The organism is Bradyrhizobium sp. CCBAU 53421 (assembly GCF_015291625.1).
Classification (GTDB): Bacteria; Pseudomonadota; Alphaproteobacteria; order Rhizobiales; family Xanthobacteraceae; genus Bradyrhizobium.
In genome coordinates, this window is sequence record NZ_CP030047.1 from 2169408 (window position 1) to 2183857 (window position 14450).

Genomic DNA, 14450 nt, shown 5'->3' on the forward strand with positions numbered 1-14450 from the left:
TTTTCGCTGGCCCCCGGCGCGACTTTTTCGCTGCGTTGCGCGCGGTTATTTTTCGCCCTTGGCCGCCTTGGCGCCGACCAGGTCGGTCAGCTTGATCCGGTCGTACTCGCTCCAGACATTGGCGAGCCAGTGCCGGACATAGCCGCGCAGCACGAAGGAGTAGTTCGCGGCGTCGTCGTTGATGCCCTTGTTGGCGACGAACTTCAGGAACGGAACCGAGGAGACTTCGACCTGCTCATAGGCCATTTCGTTGAGCTTCGGGATGGTCAGGTCCACCGCATCCTTGATGCGATGGAAGTAGGAATTGTAGGTCGCCTGGTCCCACTGGAAGAACTGGGTGTCGTTGATGAAGTTCTTCACCAGGAAATATTTCGCGCCGCCCATGAAGTTGGCGGTCTCGGCGATCTCGTCCAGCGAGGCGATCGACGGGCCGAGGATGTGGAACACGGCGAAGGTGATCTGGCCGGAGCGCGCGGCGTCGAGGAAGCCGATGTCGCGCAGCGAGGCCAGCGCGGGCGACAGCAGGCCGGCGCGGACGTCGATCACGGTGACCGCCGGGCCCGAGTTGAGCGTATCGAAGATCTTCATCTGGTCCGCGGTCGTCGTCATGTCGACGATCTCGGTGATCTCGGGGTGGAAGCGCTTCAGCGTGCCGCGCGGCGACTCGGTGTCGAACGCCCGGGTCTGCACGTTGTTGGCACTGAAATAGTCCAGGAGCGTCCGCGAGACGGTGGTCTTGCCGACCCCGCCCTTGTCAGCGCCCACCACGATCACAACCGGCTTTGCCATGGAAATCCCTTGAAAGCGCGCTCCCGACCGCGATGGCGATCGGCAAGTCCCCACACTGCTTTGGGCGCGAACATGGCAGAAACGAGGGAGAATTCAATTCCTTAAGGCGCCCACGGTCGGTTTGGTGGGGATTTCCTTAATGGACTGAGTAGCCTAGGGGCATGATCCGGAAATGTGCGAAGCGGCTTTCCTCGCGACAAACGCCACGTTTGCACGGAGATCATGCCCGATCAAAGAGCTGGCGCGCTCAGCGGCGGCGGCCCCACGGTCCTTGAAGCGGTCCCTGGAGCGGACCGAGCGGTCCCAATGGTCCCTGTGCGGGACCGGCGCCGGGTAGCGGCGGCGGATTGTTCGGTTGTGCGGGCGGCGTGTCGCCCCATGGACCGTGAGTTGGGCCGTGGGTGACCGGCGGCGGGTCGCCTGCCGCGGACGGCTGGTCCTGCGGCCCCGCCTCATCCGGCAACGCCAGCGGTCCGGGATCGTGGCCGCCGGCATATTTCACCAGCGCATCGACCCGGGACTTCACCGACGGGTGGGTGGCGAACAGGTCGGCAAAACCCTCGCGCGGATTGTCGACGCAGAGTTCCATCACCGCCGAGGTGGCGTCCGGCAGCTCGCCGCGGTTCTCGATCTTGCGCAGCGCCGAGATCATCGCATCGGGGTTCTTGGTGAGCTCGACCGATCCGGCATCGGCGAGAAATTCGCGCGAGCGCGACAATGCGAGCTTGACCACCTGCGACAGCAGCCAGGCCAGCATGATCAGCGCGACCGCGATGATGATCACGACGATCGCGCCGCCGCCCGAGCCCTTGCTGTCGCGGTCCGAGGAAGACCTCGATGACGAGGAGGATGACGACGACCAGCCGCCTCCGCTGCCGCCGCTCGAGTTCCACGACAGGTTCGTGAACAGGCGGAAGAACAGCTCGCCGAAGAAGCCGACCACGCCGGCGATGATCACCGCGATCACCATCAGCTGCACGTCGCCGTTCTTGATATGGGTGAGCTCATGGCCGAGCACGGCCTCGATCTCCTGGTCGTTCAGTGCTCTTAGCAGACCCGTGGTGACCGTGATGGCGTATTGCCGCGGGTTCAGCCCGGTCGCGAACGCGTTCAACGCCGGGCTGTCCATCACCTTCAGTTTCGGCATCGGGATGCCGCGCGAGATGCAGAGGTTTTCCAGGAGATTGTAGAGCCGCGGCTGCTGTTGCCGCGTCACGCTCTCGCCGCCGGTGACGGCGTCGATCATCTTCTGGTGGAAGAAATAGGCGATCACGATCCAGGCCACCGCCGCGACCGTCGCCCAGGGCAAAGCGGAGACGAGATCGCGCGAGGCGTGCGCCAGGTAATAGTCGACCGTGCGGCCGCTATCGATCAACACCTCCGCGACCAGCGCGCCGGCATAGACCAGCACGTAGATCAGTAGGAACAGGCCGGCGAGCAGCAGCATCGAACGAAACTTGTTCGATGCGATATGCGTGTAGAGACCATAGGCGGCCATGACCGAGCAGCCTCTCGCCGGCGCGCGTTGCGCCTCAGAACTTCACGCTCGGTGCCGCCTCGACCTCCGTGCGGCTGGCGCCGAGGTCGAAGAAATCCTTGCGGGTGAAGCCGAACATGCCGGCGAATAGGGCAGCCGGCATCTGCTGGATGCCGGTGTTGTATTCCTGGACCGCGTTGTTGAAGAAGCGGCGGCTGGCGGCGATCTTGTTCTCGAGATCGGATAGCTCGGAGGCGAGCTGCTGGAAATTGGCGTTGGCCTTGAGGTCCGGATAGGCCTCCGACAGCGCGATCAGCCGGCCGAGCGCGCCGGAGAGCTGGTTCTCCGCCGCCGACACCTGGGCCGGACCCTGCGCCGAGATCGCCGAGTTGCGTGCCTTGATGACGTCGTCGAGCGTGCCGCGCTCATGCGCGGCATAGCCCTTCACGGTTTCGACCAGGTTCGGGATCAGGTCGTGGCGCTGCTTGAGTTGCACATCGATGTCGGCAAAGGCCTGGCTGACCCGCTGGCCAAGCGCGACGAGGCGGTTGTAGGCGCCGAACGCAAACAGCACGAGAAGCACGATGACGCCGATAACGATCCAGCTGGTCGACATGACAGGGCAGCTCCTGATGGACGAAACGGCGGCACCGTAACCCAAGATCGGGGCGCAGGGCAGCCCGCCGCGGAAAGGTGGGCATTGTCTTGGTCGGAAGAGCACCGGGATTGGTTCAATTATGCTGAGTCGTCCCGGCGAAGGCCGGGACCCATAACCACCAATCTTGATGATGAAGCAAAGCCGACGCCGCTTGTGCCCCTTCCGCGGGCCGCGGCGTATCGGTCCCGGCCTTCGCCGGGACGACGCAAGTAGATGGCTAAACCGCATCGCCCCAGCGCCAGCGCCGCGCGCTGGCGTAATCGGCCTTGGCACGGCGGGGCACCCTGGCGACGACGACGCCCTCGGGCGTGCACAGCTTTGCCGCAACCTCGACCTTGCCGACATCCGGCTGCGCCAGCACGCGCGACCGCCTGTTCTCAACGCGCGCGCGGCTCAGCGCGACATAGGCGAAGCGCTCGTCCTCGAACGGAGCGTCGGCGCCCTTGACCTGCTTGTGCGCGCGCGAGCGTTGCAAGCGCTGCGAGAAATGGCACCAATCGGGCGCGACCAGCGGGCAGCCGCCGTCATGTGGGCAGGGGGCTGTGACATTCGCGCCGGCGGCGATCAATCGTGCGCGCAATGCGATGATCCGCGCATAGCCCGCGGGCGTGCCGGGTTCGACGACCAGCAGCGTGTCGGTGGTTTTTGACCACAGCGCATCGGCCAGTGCCGTGCGCTCGGCGTCGCCGAGCTCGCCGATCATGTAGCTGGCGATCACGAGATCGGCCGGGTCGGCTTTGTCCAGCAAGGCGCGGGCCTGGCCGAGTTGATAGCTGGTGCCGTGCAGGCGGATGCTGCCGTGAAACAGCCCCTCGGCCAGCGTCCGCAATGCGCCATTGGCGTCGAGCAGGGTGAAGCCCTTGAGCGAAGTGAACGCCTCCGCGGCCGCCCAGGTCGCGGTCCCCGGACCGGCGCCGACATCGAGCAGGCTCGCCGGCGCGAAGTTTGGCCTGATCTCGGTGAGTGCATTGAGGCTCGCCACCACGGCAGCGTACGTCGCCGGCATCCGCGCCAGCGCGTAGGCCAGCGCATCGGTCTCGGTCCGGATCGTCCCGGAGCCGCCGCCCTCCCGATAGGTCTGCGAGATCACCGCAGCGCGGCCCGCGGCGTCGCTGCGCGATAGGCCTTCGAGCCGGACGTTGAGGGCTGCGCGCAGTTCGGCGGGAAGATCAGGAGAGGTCATGTGACGGACTATCCCACGTCATTGCGAGCGGAGCGAAGCAATCCATCGCGCCGGGTGCTGAGGCATGGATTGCTTCGTCGCTATCGCTCCTCGCAATGACGAGACCAAGAGGCCTCGCATCGGCCCGAGGTGTTCCGACGTCGGCCTACGCCACGTTCTGGTCGAGGATATCGACCGCGCCCTGCAGGTCGACCGACACCAGCTGCGACACGCCGCGCTCGGCCATCGTGACGCCGAACAGCCGGTTCATCCGCGCCATCGTGATCGGATTGTGCGTGATGATGATGAAGCGGGTCTCGGTCGAGCCGGTCATCTCGTTCAGCAGGGTGCAGAACCGCTCGACGTTGTGGTCGTCGAGCGGCGCGTCGACTTCGTCCAGCACGCAGATCGGCGACGGGTTGGTGAGGAACACCGCGAAGATCAGCGCCAGCGCCGTCAGCGCCTGCTCACCGCCTGACAGCAGCGACAGCGTCTGCGGCTTCTTGCCGGGCGGCTTGGCGATGATCTCGAGGCCGGCCTCGAGCGGATCGTCACTCTCGATCAGATGCAGCGCCGCTTCGCCGCCGCCGAACAGCTCGGTGAACAGCCGCTTGAAGTGGTTGTTGACGGTCTCGAACGAGGTCAAGAGGCGCTCGCGCGCTTCGCGGTTGAGGCTCTGGATGCCCTGGCGCAGCCGCTTGATCGCCTCGACGAGGTCGTCGCGTTCGGTGGTCAGCGCAGTGTGCTGGGTCTCGACTTCCTTGAGTTCTTCCTCGGCGCGCAGGTTGACGGCACCCAGCCGCTCGCGGTCGCGCCGCAGCTTCTCGAGTTCCTCCTCGACCTGCGTGACCGGCGGCAGCTCCTGGCCCGGCTCGATCTCGGCGAGGCCCACGACCGCGCTCGGCTCGACCTCGAGCATGTCGTGGATTTCGCGCTCGATATCGGCGAGACGGCGGCGGGTGCCTTCCATGCGCTCCTCGGCGCGCGCGGTTGCCTCACGGGAATAGGAGAGGGCTTCGAGCGTAGCCTTGGCGACGCGGTCGGTTTCGGCCATCGCGGCTTCGGCGGTCGCCAGCGCGTCGGCGGCGATGCGGCGATCGCCCTCGGCGTGCTCGATCTCCGTGATCAGCGCGCTGCGCTTCTCGGCGAACACCTCCGGCGCGTTGGCGAGTTCCTCGCGCTCGGCCGACACTTCGGCGATGCGGGCCTCGACGGTCTCGACCTGGGACGCGGCGCTGGTCTTGCGGTTCTGCCATTCATTGCGCTCGGCAACGATCGCCTGGACGCGGCGGTCGGCGAGTTCGGCTTCGCGGGCCAGCGCCTGCGCTTCGGCGCGGACCTGCGCTGCGGCACGGCGCTGATTGTCGATCTCGGCGCGAACCGCCGCAAGCTGGGCTTCGGTCTCGACACCAGGCGGCAGTTCGGACAGCGCGGCAACTGCGCTCTCATGCGCGGCTTCAGCCTCGGCGCGGTCGGCGGCGACGCGGCTGTGCGCTTCGGTCAGCGCCGATTTGCGCGCGGAGTGGCGGTTGATCTCGCGTTCGGTCGCGGCATGGCACTCACGCGCGGCGTCGGTCTCGCGGCGGGCGGCGCGCACGGCTTCGCGCGAAGCACCCTCGGCGGCGGATGCCGAGCGCAGTTCTTCCTCAGCCGTCTCCAGCGCCTGGCGCTTGGCGGCGGCATCGATACGGGCCTGTTCCAGCTCATGCTCGATATCGACCAGGCGGGCGCGCTCGGCGAGGCGGCGGGCGGCGCCGGTCGGCGCATGCGCGTCGGCGACAAAGCCGTCCCAGCGCCAGACGTCGCCTTCGAGCGACACCAGCCGCTGGCCGGTCTTCAGCTGCGACACCAGCTCAGCGCCGCGCTCCTTGGCCACCACGCCGATCTGGGCCAGACGACGGGCCAGTTCCGGCGGCGCCTGGACATGATCGGCCAGCCGTTCGACGCCATCGGGCAGCGACGGATCATCAGCGGCTTCGCCGACATTGGTCCAGCGCATCGGCGCCGACGAATCCACCGGCGCGTCGAGATCGTCGCCGAGCACGGCGCCGATCGCCTTCTCATAGCCCTTGGCGACCGTGATGCCGTCGATGATCGGTGGCCACAGATTCTTGGTCTCGCTGGTGACGAGCTTGGAGATGGTGCGGGCTTCGGTCTCGAGCCGCTGCACGCGCTTCTCCGCTTCGACGAGCGGATTGCGGGAGGCTTCCAGCGTCTGCCGCGCGGCGGCGTGATGCGCCTCGCTTTCCTGCACCGCGGCCTCGGATTCGGCGAGCGTCTGCTGCGCCATCTCCATGGCGGCGGCGAGCGCGTCGATGTCGCCGAGATTGCCGGTCTCCTGCGCGAGCCTGGTTTCCTCGGCCTGGACGCTGGCGATCTCCTGATCGAGCCGCGCCAGCCGGTCGCGATGCGTGCGCACGCCGGCTTCGAGCTGGTTGCGCTTGGCGGTGAGGTCGGCGAGCTGGGTGGTGAGTTCGGAGAACTGGCGCTCGGTCGCGGCCAGGATCTCCTCGGCCTCGGAGACGCGCTCGTCGACGCCGGAGCGCTTCTCGACCCGCGACTTGATCTCTTCCTTCAGCTCGGCGTCTTCGGTGTCGAGCCGCTGCAGCGCGATGTCGGCATCCGAGGTCTGCTGCTGCTCGCGCGCGATGTCCTGGGCGAACTGGGTGAGGCGGCGATCGAGCTCGCCGACGCGCTCCTTGGCACGCTGTTCCTCGCGGTCGAGCATCTCGCGCGCATTGGTGAGGCGCTGCAGGCCGGCAGCGGCGCGGGCCTCGGCGTCGCGCAGCGCCGGCAGTTCGGTGGCGCGGATCGCCTGGATGCGCGCGGCTTCCGCTTGATGCTGGGTGCGCTCCGCCATCTCGCGCACGGCGAGGTCATGGGTGTGCGCGGCGTCGTTGACGTCGGCATTGGCCCCGATCCAGCGCAGGTGGAACAGCATGGCTTCGGACTTGCGCACCTTGGCCGCAACCTCGCGGTAGCGGATCGCCTGGCGCGCCTGCTTCTTCAGGCCTTCCATCTGGCCGGTGAGCTGGCCGATCACGTCCTCGACGCGGGTGAGGTTGGTTTCGGCCGCCTTGAGCCGCAGTTCCGCCTCGTGACGGCGGGCATGCAGGCCGGCGACGCCGGCGGCGTCTTCCAGTACGCGGCGGCGCTGCTCGGGCTTGGCTTGGATGATTTCGCCGATCTTGCCCTGGTGGACGAGGGCCGGCGAGCGCGCGCCGGTGGCGGCGTCGGCGAACAGGATCTGCACGTCGCGGGCGCGTACATCGCGGCCGTTGATGCGGTAGACCGAGCCGGCCTCGCGCTCGATGCGGCGGGAGATTTCGAGGATCTGGCTGTCGTTGACAGCGGCCGGTGCGGAGCGATCGGAATTGTCGATCGTCATCACCACTTCGGCGTGGTTGCGCGCCGGGCGGTTGCCGGAACCGGCGAAGATCACCGCATCCATGTCGGCGGCGCGCAGCGACTTGTGCGAGGTCTCGCCCATCGCCCAGCGCAGCGCTTCGACGAGATTGGATTTGCCGCAGCCGTTCGGTCCGACGACGCCGGTCAGGCCCGGCTCGATCATGAAATCGGTGGGTTCAACGAACGACTTGAAACCGTGCAGGCGGAGGCGCGTGAGCTTCATGTACACAAATCTCGTTTGGCCGGGCGCGAATCTCCCTGCCGTGACAATACCATGGAAGGCAATGTCGGTGTCTGGGGTGAATAGCTGCGTGCAGCTCTCATGAGCGGCGACAATGGCGATGCGAGTGCGTCAGGGCAACCGCTCGACCAAGCTTTTCCCAAGGGATTTACAAGGGATTTGCAGGGCTTTTGTGGCCTCTGCATGTCCTCGAAGATTCGCATCGCGCGAATCAGGTTTTCAACAGCGAAATAATGCGACGGCCGCATGCCGTCATCGCAAGTCATCCACAATTATCGTGCCCGACCCGAATCGGGCACGACGACGTCAGATTCGCAAGGGAGCCTGATCAGCTCTTCAGCAGCGGATCGATGTGCTTGCTGAACTCCTCGAACGAGGTCTCGCCCTTCAGCATTTCGCCATTGACGAAGAAGGTCGGCGTCGAGTTCACCTTCAGCACCTCGTTGGCGTATTTCTGGTCGGCGGCGATCTTGTCGAGCAGCGTCTGATCCTTCAGGCAGTCCTCGACCTGCTGCTGGCTCAGGCCGGCCTGCTTGCCGATCCGCGTCAGCGTCTCGGTGGTGTTCTTGACCACCCAGTCATTCTGCTGGCGGAACAGCAGGTCGATCACGGCGAAGAATTTCGGCGCGTCGTCCTTGGCGATGCAGCGCGCCAGCATCGAGCCGGCGGCAGCCTTGATGTCGAGCGGGAATTCGCGGAACACGTAACGGACCTTGCCCGAGTCGATGTAGGTCGACTTGATCTTCGGGAACACGGTCTCGTTGAAATTGGCGCAATGCGGGCAAGTCATCGAGGCGTATTCGATGATCGTCACCTTGGCGTCAGCCGGACCGAGCCCCATGTCCGGCAGCGACTGCGGCTTGGCGACCTCGGCGGCGGTCTGCGCGAACGCGTCCGTGATCAGCCGCAGCGGCGACAGGCCGGCGAGGGCGGCAAGCCCGGTCAGCGAAAGAGCGGTGGTGAAAGCGCGGCGCGTGATGATCAAGGTCAGCTCCCGGATTGGCGCGTTCACGCCACAATGAAGGGGGTCCCGAAAAAGAAGCCTTCGCTAGCTTGAAACGACCATTGTGGCAATGCCGGGGTCTCGCGGCCGTGCCTGCGAAAAGCGTCAATTTCGCTTGATCGAGGCGCCCAGCCGGGCCAGCGCTGCGCGCAGATCGGCGTCCTCCACGGCCTCGAGCTTTGCCGCCTCCCGGGCCACGATTTTGGCGTCGGGCGGGCGCGGCCGGGCGGGGCGGCTGCGGCGCGACAGCGGCGCCTGCCGAATGGTCAAGCGGCCGACCGCGTGCCAGCCGAAGAAGCGGTTGACCCGCTCCAGGATGACGTCGGATGAATGCTGGATCTCCAGCGCCATCGGTCCCTCGACCCGCAGCACCAAGGTCGCCGGCTCCTGCGGCTGCCCCTCCACCGGGCGCGGCCACTGGATCTTCAGGGGTTCGCAATAGGGCGCGATCCTCTCGCCCGCGATCTCGGTCCAGCGCGTCACCAGTTCGCGCGCGGCAAATCCCTGCTTGGCATAGGCGTCCTTGAAGACGTCGTTGAGCAGGATCGACAGGGGTTTTGCGCTGATCGGACCGGGTTTGGACATGAAGAGCTTATAGCAGCGGTGGCGATGGTGCCGAAACCGTGTTCATCAATGTGGCCGCGCTTCAGTCCAGGATAAGAAAGGCGTGGATGCCCGGGCCAAGTCCGGGCATGACGTCGCGGGATGTGCCTTAAGATAGGTCCATGAGCTCTCGCGCGGCCGCCAAGACCAAATCGACCGACCAGCAAGCCAGCCGCCCGGCGCGGCTGCTCGCCTGGTACGACCGGCATCGCCGGACGCTGCCGTGGCGCGCCGCGGCCGGGGAGCGGGCGGATCCGTACCGCGTCTGGCTGTCGGAGATCATGCTGCAGCAGACCACGGTCAGGGCGGTCGGGCCCTATTTCGAGAAATTCCTGTCGCGTTGGCCAACCGTCACGGCGCTCGGCCGCGCCTCGCTCGACGACGTCTTAAGGATGTGGGCCGGGCTCGGCTATTATTCGCGGGCGCGCAACCTGCATGCCTGCGCAGTCGCGGTGCTGAGCGAGCATGGTGGGGTCTTTCCGGACACCGAGGAGGGCCTGCGCGCGCTGCCGGGCATCGGGCCCTACACCGCGGCGGCGATCGCCGCGATCGCGTTCGACCGCCGCACCATGCCGGTCGACGGCAATATCGAGCGCGTGGTCACCAGGCTCTACGCCATCGAGGAGGCGCTGCCGCAGGCCAAGCCGCTGATCAAGGAGATGGCCGCGACATTGCTCGGCCCGTCCCGCGCCGGCGACGGGAACGCTCGCGCCGGCGACAGCGCCCAGGCGCTGATGGACCTCGGCGCCACGATCTGCACGCCGAAGAAGCCGGCCTGCGCATTGTGTCCGCTGAATGACGATTGCGCGGCCCGCATCCGCGGCGACCAGGAGACGTTCCCGCGCAAGGCACCGAAGAAGACCGGCACGCTCCGCCGCGGCGCCGCCTTCGTGGTGACGCGCGGCGACGAGCTTTTGGTGCGTTCGCGCCCGGACAAGGGCCTGCTCGGCGGCATGACCGAGGTGCCGGGCTCGCAATGGCTGGCCGGGCAGGCGGATGCTGCCGCGCTGGCACAGGCGCCGGAACTCAAGGGCGTCACGCGCTGGCACCGCAGGACCGGCGTCGTCACTCACGTGTTCACGCATTTTCCATTGGAGCTCGTGATCTACACCGCCAGCGTTCCAGCGCGGACCCGCGCGCCGGAGGGCATGCGCTGGGTGCCGGTGGCGACGCTGGACGGCGAGGCGTTTCCCAACGTGATGCGCAAGGCCATCGCGCACGGGCTGGATCTCTGACGCCGGCTCATTTTTTTGAGCATGATCTCTTCGGAAAACCGGTTCCCATTTTTCCGGATCATGCGCTGATCTGCTGACACCATGCTGGCAGCAGGTCTCGGTTACGACTTCCAAAACGGAGGCCGCCATGATCGCAACCGCACTCGACCGCATCCCGATGCCGCCAGTCGCAAAGCTGCTGGGTTGGCACGTGGCCGACGCACGCCCGCAGGACGGCTGGATCAGGATCGTGTTCGACGGCAAGCCGGACTTCTGCAATCCGGCCGGCTTCATCCAGGGTGGCATGCTGTCTTCGATGCTCGACGACACGATGGGCCCGGCGGTGTTCATCATGACCGAGGGCAGGCTGTTCACCACGACCATCACGATGACGGTGAATTTCCTGGCGCCGGCCAAGCCCGGGCCGATCACCGGCGAGGCGACCGTGACGCAGCTCGGCAAGACCATCGCCTTTGTCGAGGGCCGGCTGACCGCGGAAGACGGCACGTTGCTGGCGACGGCGAGCAGCAGCATCCGCCTGGTGGAGGCGGCGCGGGCGTTGCGGTAGGGCCGCTTGCGCTCAAGCATGTCCCGTCACCCCTGAGGAGGCCGCGTAGCGGCCGTCTCGAAGGGTCGACGGCCACCGGCCGGGCCGTGCACCCTTCGAGACGCCGCTTCGCGGCTCCTCAGGGTGACGGAATCATAGAGCGGCGCTTTAATGCACGCAGCAGTTACGCACCTGCCCGCCGCACGATTGGCGGCTTGGCGTTCAGTCCCTCGACCTGGAAGCCGGCGACGCGCTTGTAGTTGGCGGCGATGTCTTCCAGTTCCTGCTGCGACAGCACCTCGGTGACGACGCCAAAGCCGTTGGGCGCGCGCTCCTCGACCAGCTGCATCACCTGCTCCGGGCCGTTGCGGCGGTTCAGCATTACGAGATCAGTGGTCGCCGGCCGCCGTTCGGCTTCATAGGCTGACAGCGCCGCCTGCGTCGGGCCATGTGCCAAAATCTCGCGCGTCAGCGTGCGCGCATCCAGAATCGCCTGCGAGGCGCCGTTGGAGCCGATCGGGTACATCGGATGCGCGGCGTCGCCCATCAGCGTGACGCGGCCGAAGGTCCATTGTGGGATCGGATCGCGATCGACCAGCGGATATTCGTAGGCGTGCGGACAGTTCCGGATCAGCCCGGGCACATCGAGCCAGTCGAAATTCCAGCTCTCGAACCACGGCAGGAACTCGTCGAGTTTTGCCGTGCGGTTATAGTCCTCGCGGCGCCATTGATAGGTCGGCGGCATGTGGCGCTCGGCGACCCAGTTGATGTCGAACTTGCCGTCGGCGCCGGCCTCCTTCGAGATCGGATAGCAGACGAATTTCAGGCTCTCGTGGCCCGCCATGATCATGGTGCGGCCGGTCAGGAAGGCATTGCCGCGGGTGATGCCGCGCCACAGGATGCGGCCGTTCCAGATCGGCGGCCCTTCCTGCGGATAAAGCTTCTCGCGCACCGCCGAATGGATGCCGTCGGCGGCGATCAGCACCGCGCCGTCATAACTGCCGGCGGGCTTGCCGGTCGCCTTGTCGATGAAGTCGGCGCGTACGCCGCCCGTGGTCTCGGTCCAGCCGGTGAGGTGATGGCTGGTCAGGATGTTCGCAGCGCCCAGCCGTTCGGTCGCGGCGTCGAGCAGCAGCTGCTGCAACCGGCCGCGATGGATTGAGAATTGCGGCCATTTATAGCCGGCCTCGAGCCCGCGCGGCTCGCTCCAAATCGGCTTGCCGTGCTTGGAGAAATAGGCGAGCTCGCGGGTGCGCACCGCGGATGCGTCGAGCACGTCGTGTAAGCCGAGCTCGATCAGTTCGCGCACCGCATGCGGCAGCACGTTGATGCCGACGCCGAGCGGCCTGAGCTCAGGCACGCTTTCGAACACGCGGCACGGCACGCCGATCTGGTGCAGGCTGAGCGCCAGCGTCAGCCCGCCAATTCCGCCACCTGCAATGAGCACAGTCATGAGAAGCCTCCCGATTGGCCAAGGTCATCGCATGGCGGCCCCGCCGCGGGCAAGGTCCGCGGCACGGCGCGGGGTGGACGGCAAGGGGGGCTGCCGCTAACGTCCGCCGCATCTCATAACAAGCCAGGCCGGGTTCGCAACGAACCGACAAGGCCCGCAGAGGACAACGACATGCTCAAGCTCTACACCGCCCCCGGCACCTGCGCCCTCGCGTCCCACATCGCACTGGCCGAGGCCGGCGCGCCCTATTCGGTCGAGCGGCTCGATTTCAAGGTCAACCAGCAGAACAGCCCGGAATATCTGAAGATCAATCCGAAGGGCCGCGTGCCGTCGCTGGTGACCGATCGCGGCGTGCTGACGGAGACGCCGGCGATGCTGGCCTACATCGCGCAGACCTATCCGCAGGCCAAGCTCGCGCCGCTCGACGACGCCTTCGAATTCGCCAGGATGCAGGCCTTCAATTCCTATCTCTGCTCGACGGTGCATGTCTGCCACGCCCACAAGATGCGCGGCGCGCGCTGGGCGACGCAGGAAACGTCGTTCGCCGACATGAAGGGGATGGTGCCGAAGACCATGGGCGCCTGCTTCAACCTGATCGAGCGCGACATGCTGAAGGGGCCGTGGGTGATGGGCGAGAACTACACCGTGGGCGATGCTTATCTCTACACGCTCACGCTCTGGCTCGACGGCGACGGGGTCGACATCGCGACCTTGCCCAAGGTGAAGGCGCATCGCGCGGCGATGGAGCAGCGCCCTGCGGTGCAGAAGGTGCTGGCCGAGCAGAGGGTGTAGGGCAGAGCGCTAAGCGGAAGCCAATAACTCGGTGTCGTCCCGGCGAAGGCCGGGACCCATAACCACAAATCTCAGTTGTGGCGCGACGCTGGGGCCACAGCCCTTCATATCCAATTCACAATTGGGGTTATGGGTCCCGGCCTTCGCCGGGACGACGTGTGGAGAGAGCGCGCCGTCATACCTTCCGCGTCTCCAGCTCCCGTCCAGTCTCCAGCATCAGCCGGCGTAGCCAGATCGAACCGGGATCCATCTGGGCCCGGGTCGGATAGAACATGTGCTGCTCGTCGATCCCGGGATCGAGCGGCGGCGTCACCGTCAGCAGCGATAATTGTTTCGCCAGCGCGGCGATCAGCCGGCGCGGCACGAAGGCGACGAGGTCGGTGCGCGCGGTGACGTGCAGCGCCTCGATATAGCCCGGCACCACCAGCGCGATCCGCCGCTGGATGCCCTTGGTGCGCAGCCAGGTATCGATCAGATCCTCGTTGTGGCCGCGGATGATCACGGCGACATGGCGCGCAGCGAGGAACGCTTCGCGCTTCCTGAGCTTGCTGCCGACGGGATGGCCGCGCCGCACCGCGAGCGCATCGATGTCGGTGTAGAGGCGCTGGCGGTGAAAGCCCTTGAAGGAATTGCCGATCGAGATCACGAGATCGATGGTGCGGGCGAAGTCCGGCGTGAAGATCGTGGAGCTCCGCCATGGCACGACGTCGATGGTGACGTTTGGCGCCAGCTGCGTCACCTTCTCCATCAGCGGTGGCATCAACAGCTCGACCGCGAGGTCGGGCATCATCAGGCGGAAATGCCGCTCGCTGCGCGCGGGGTCGAAATCATCGGAGACGAACAGCGTGCGCACCTGGTCGAGCGCCTGTGCCAGTGGCGAACGCAGCGCCTGTGCCCGCGGCGTCAGCTCCATCCGCGCGCCGTTGCGCACCAGGAGCGGATCGCCGATCAGGTCGCGCAGCCGCTGCAATGCGTGGCTGGTCGCCGGCTGCGACAAATTGAGCCGCATCGCGGCGCGGCTGACATTGGCGTCGCGCAGCAGGGCGTCGAGCGCAACCAACAGATTGAGGTCAAGCGAATTCAAATTCATCAGGTGAATATAT

At 66.4% G+C, this 14450-nt stretch carries 12 protein-coding genes; 3 read left to right on the plus strand and 9 right to left on the minus strand.

The window, feature by feature from the left end; all coding sequences use genetic code 11:
* Positions 1-45 precede the first annotated feature (45 nt).
* The 7 genes from XH92_RS10270 to XH92_RS10300 form a co-directional block, all read right to left on the minus strand.
* Positions 46-789: a hypothetical protein gene (locus tag XH92_RS10270; protein ID WP_050403965.1), complete on the minus strand. Its 744-nt coding sequence runs from the start codon at positions 787-789 to the stop codon at positions 46-48.
* A gap of 247 nt (positions 790-1036) precedes the next feature.
* Positions 1037-2287 carry a M48 family metallopeptidase gene (locus XH92_RS10275; RefSeq protein WP_194459110.1) on the minus strand — a complete coding sequence of 417 codons (1251 nt, stop codon included), beginning with the start codon at positions 2285-2287 and terminating at the stop codon, positions 1037-1039.
* Positions 2288-2321: 34 nt separating this feature from the next.
* Positions 2322-2882, minus strand: a complete 561-nt coding sequence (locus tag XH92_RS10280; RefSeq protein WP_092124555.1) for a LemA family protein — start codon at positions 2880-2882, stop codon at positions 2322-2324.
* A 259-nt stretch (positions 2883-3141) separates the two neighbouring features.
* The gene (locus XH92_RS10285) at positions 3142-4107 is read right to left on the minus strand and encodes a small ribosomal subunit Rsm22 family protein (RefSeq protein WP_194459111.1); all 966 of its coding nucleotides are present in this window, start codon (positions 4105-4107) and stop codon (positions 3142-3144) included.
* 145 nt (positions 4108-4252) lie between these two features.
* Positions 4253-7717, minus strand: a complete 3465-nt coding sequence (smc, locus tag XH92_RS10290; RefSeq protein WP_194459112.1) for a chromosome segregation protein SMC — start codon at positions 7715-7717, stop codon at positions 4253-4255.
* Between the two features lie 346 nt (positions 7718-8063).
* On the minus strand, positions 8064-8720 hold the full coding sequence (locus tag XH92_RS10295) for a DsbA family protein (RefSeq protein WP_194459113.1): 657 nt from the start codon (positions 8718-8720) through the stop codon (positions 8064-8066).
* A 123-nt stretch (positions 8721-8843) separates the two neighbouring features.
* Positions 8844-9323: a DUF721 domain-containing protein gene (locus XH92_RS10300; RefSeq protein ID WP_194459114.1), complete on the minus strand. Its 480-nt coding sequence runs from the start codon at positions 9321-9323 to the stop codon at positions 8844-8846.
* 140 nt (positions 9324-9463) lie between these two features.
* Between XH92_RS10300 and mutY the strand changes: the two genes are divergently transcribed.
* On the plus strand, positions 9464-10576 hold the full coding sequence (gene mutY / locus XH92_RS10305) for an A/G-specific adenine glycosylase (protein WP_194459115.1): 1113 nt from the start codon (positions 9464-9466) through the stop codon (positions 10574-10576).
* A gap of 127 nt (positions 10577-10703) precedes the next feature.
* Positions 10704-11123, plus strand: a complete 420-nt coding sequence (locus XH92_RS10310; protein ID WP_194459116.1) for a PaaI family thioesterase — start codon at positions 10704-10706, stop codon at positions 11121-11123.
* A gap of 163 nt (positions 11124-11286) precedes the next feature.
* Here the strand turns inward: XH92_RS10310 and XH92_RS10315 are convergent, their stop codons facing one another.
* A complete protein-coding gene (locus XH92_RS10315; protein ID WP_194459117.1) occupies positions 11287-12555 on the minus strand; it encodes a flavin-dependent oxidoreductase in 1269 nt (422 codons plus the stop codon).
* Positions 12556-12726: 171 nt separating this feature from the next.
* Between XH92_RS10315 and XH92_RS10320 the strand changes: the two genes are divergently transcribed.
* Positions 12727-13347, plus strand: coding sequence for a glutathione S-transferase family protein (locus XH92_RS10320; protein ID WP_194459118.1), 621 nt, complete (start codon positions 12727-12729; stop codon positions 13345-13347).
* A gap of 175 nt (positions 13348-13522) precedes the next feature.
* Here the strand turns inward: XH92_RS10320 and XH92_RS10325 are convergent, their stop codons facing one another.
* Positions 13523-14437 (minus strand): LysR family transcriptional regulator, encoded by a 915-nt coding sequence (locus tag XH92_RS10325; protein WP_194461203.1) that lies wholly within the window; start codon positions 14435-14437, stop codon positions 13523-13525.
* Between the last annotated feature and the right edge of the window lie 13 nt (positions 14438-14450).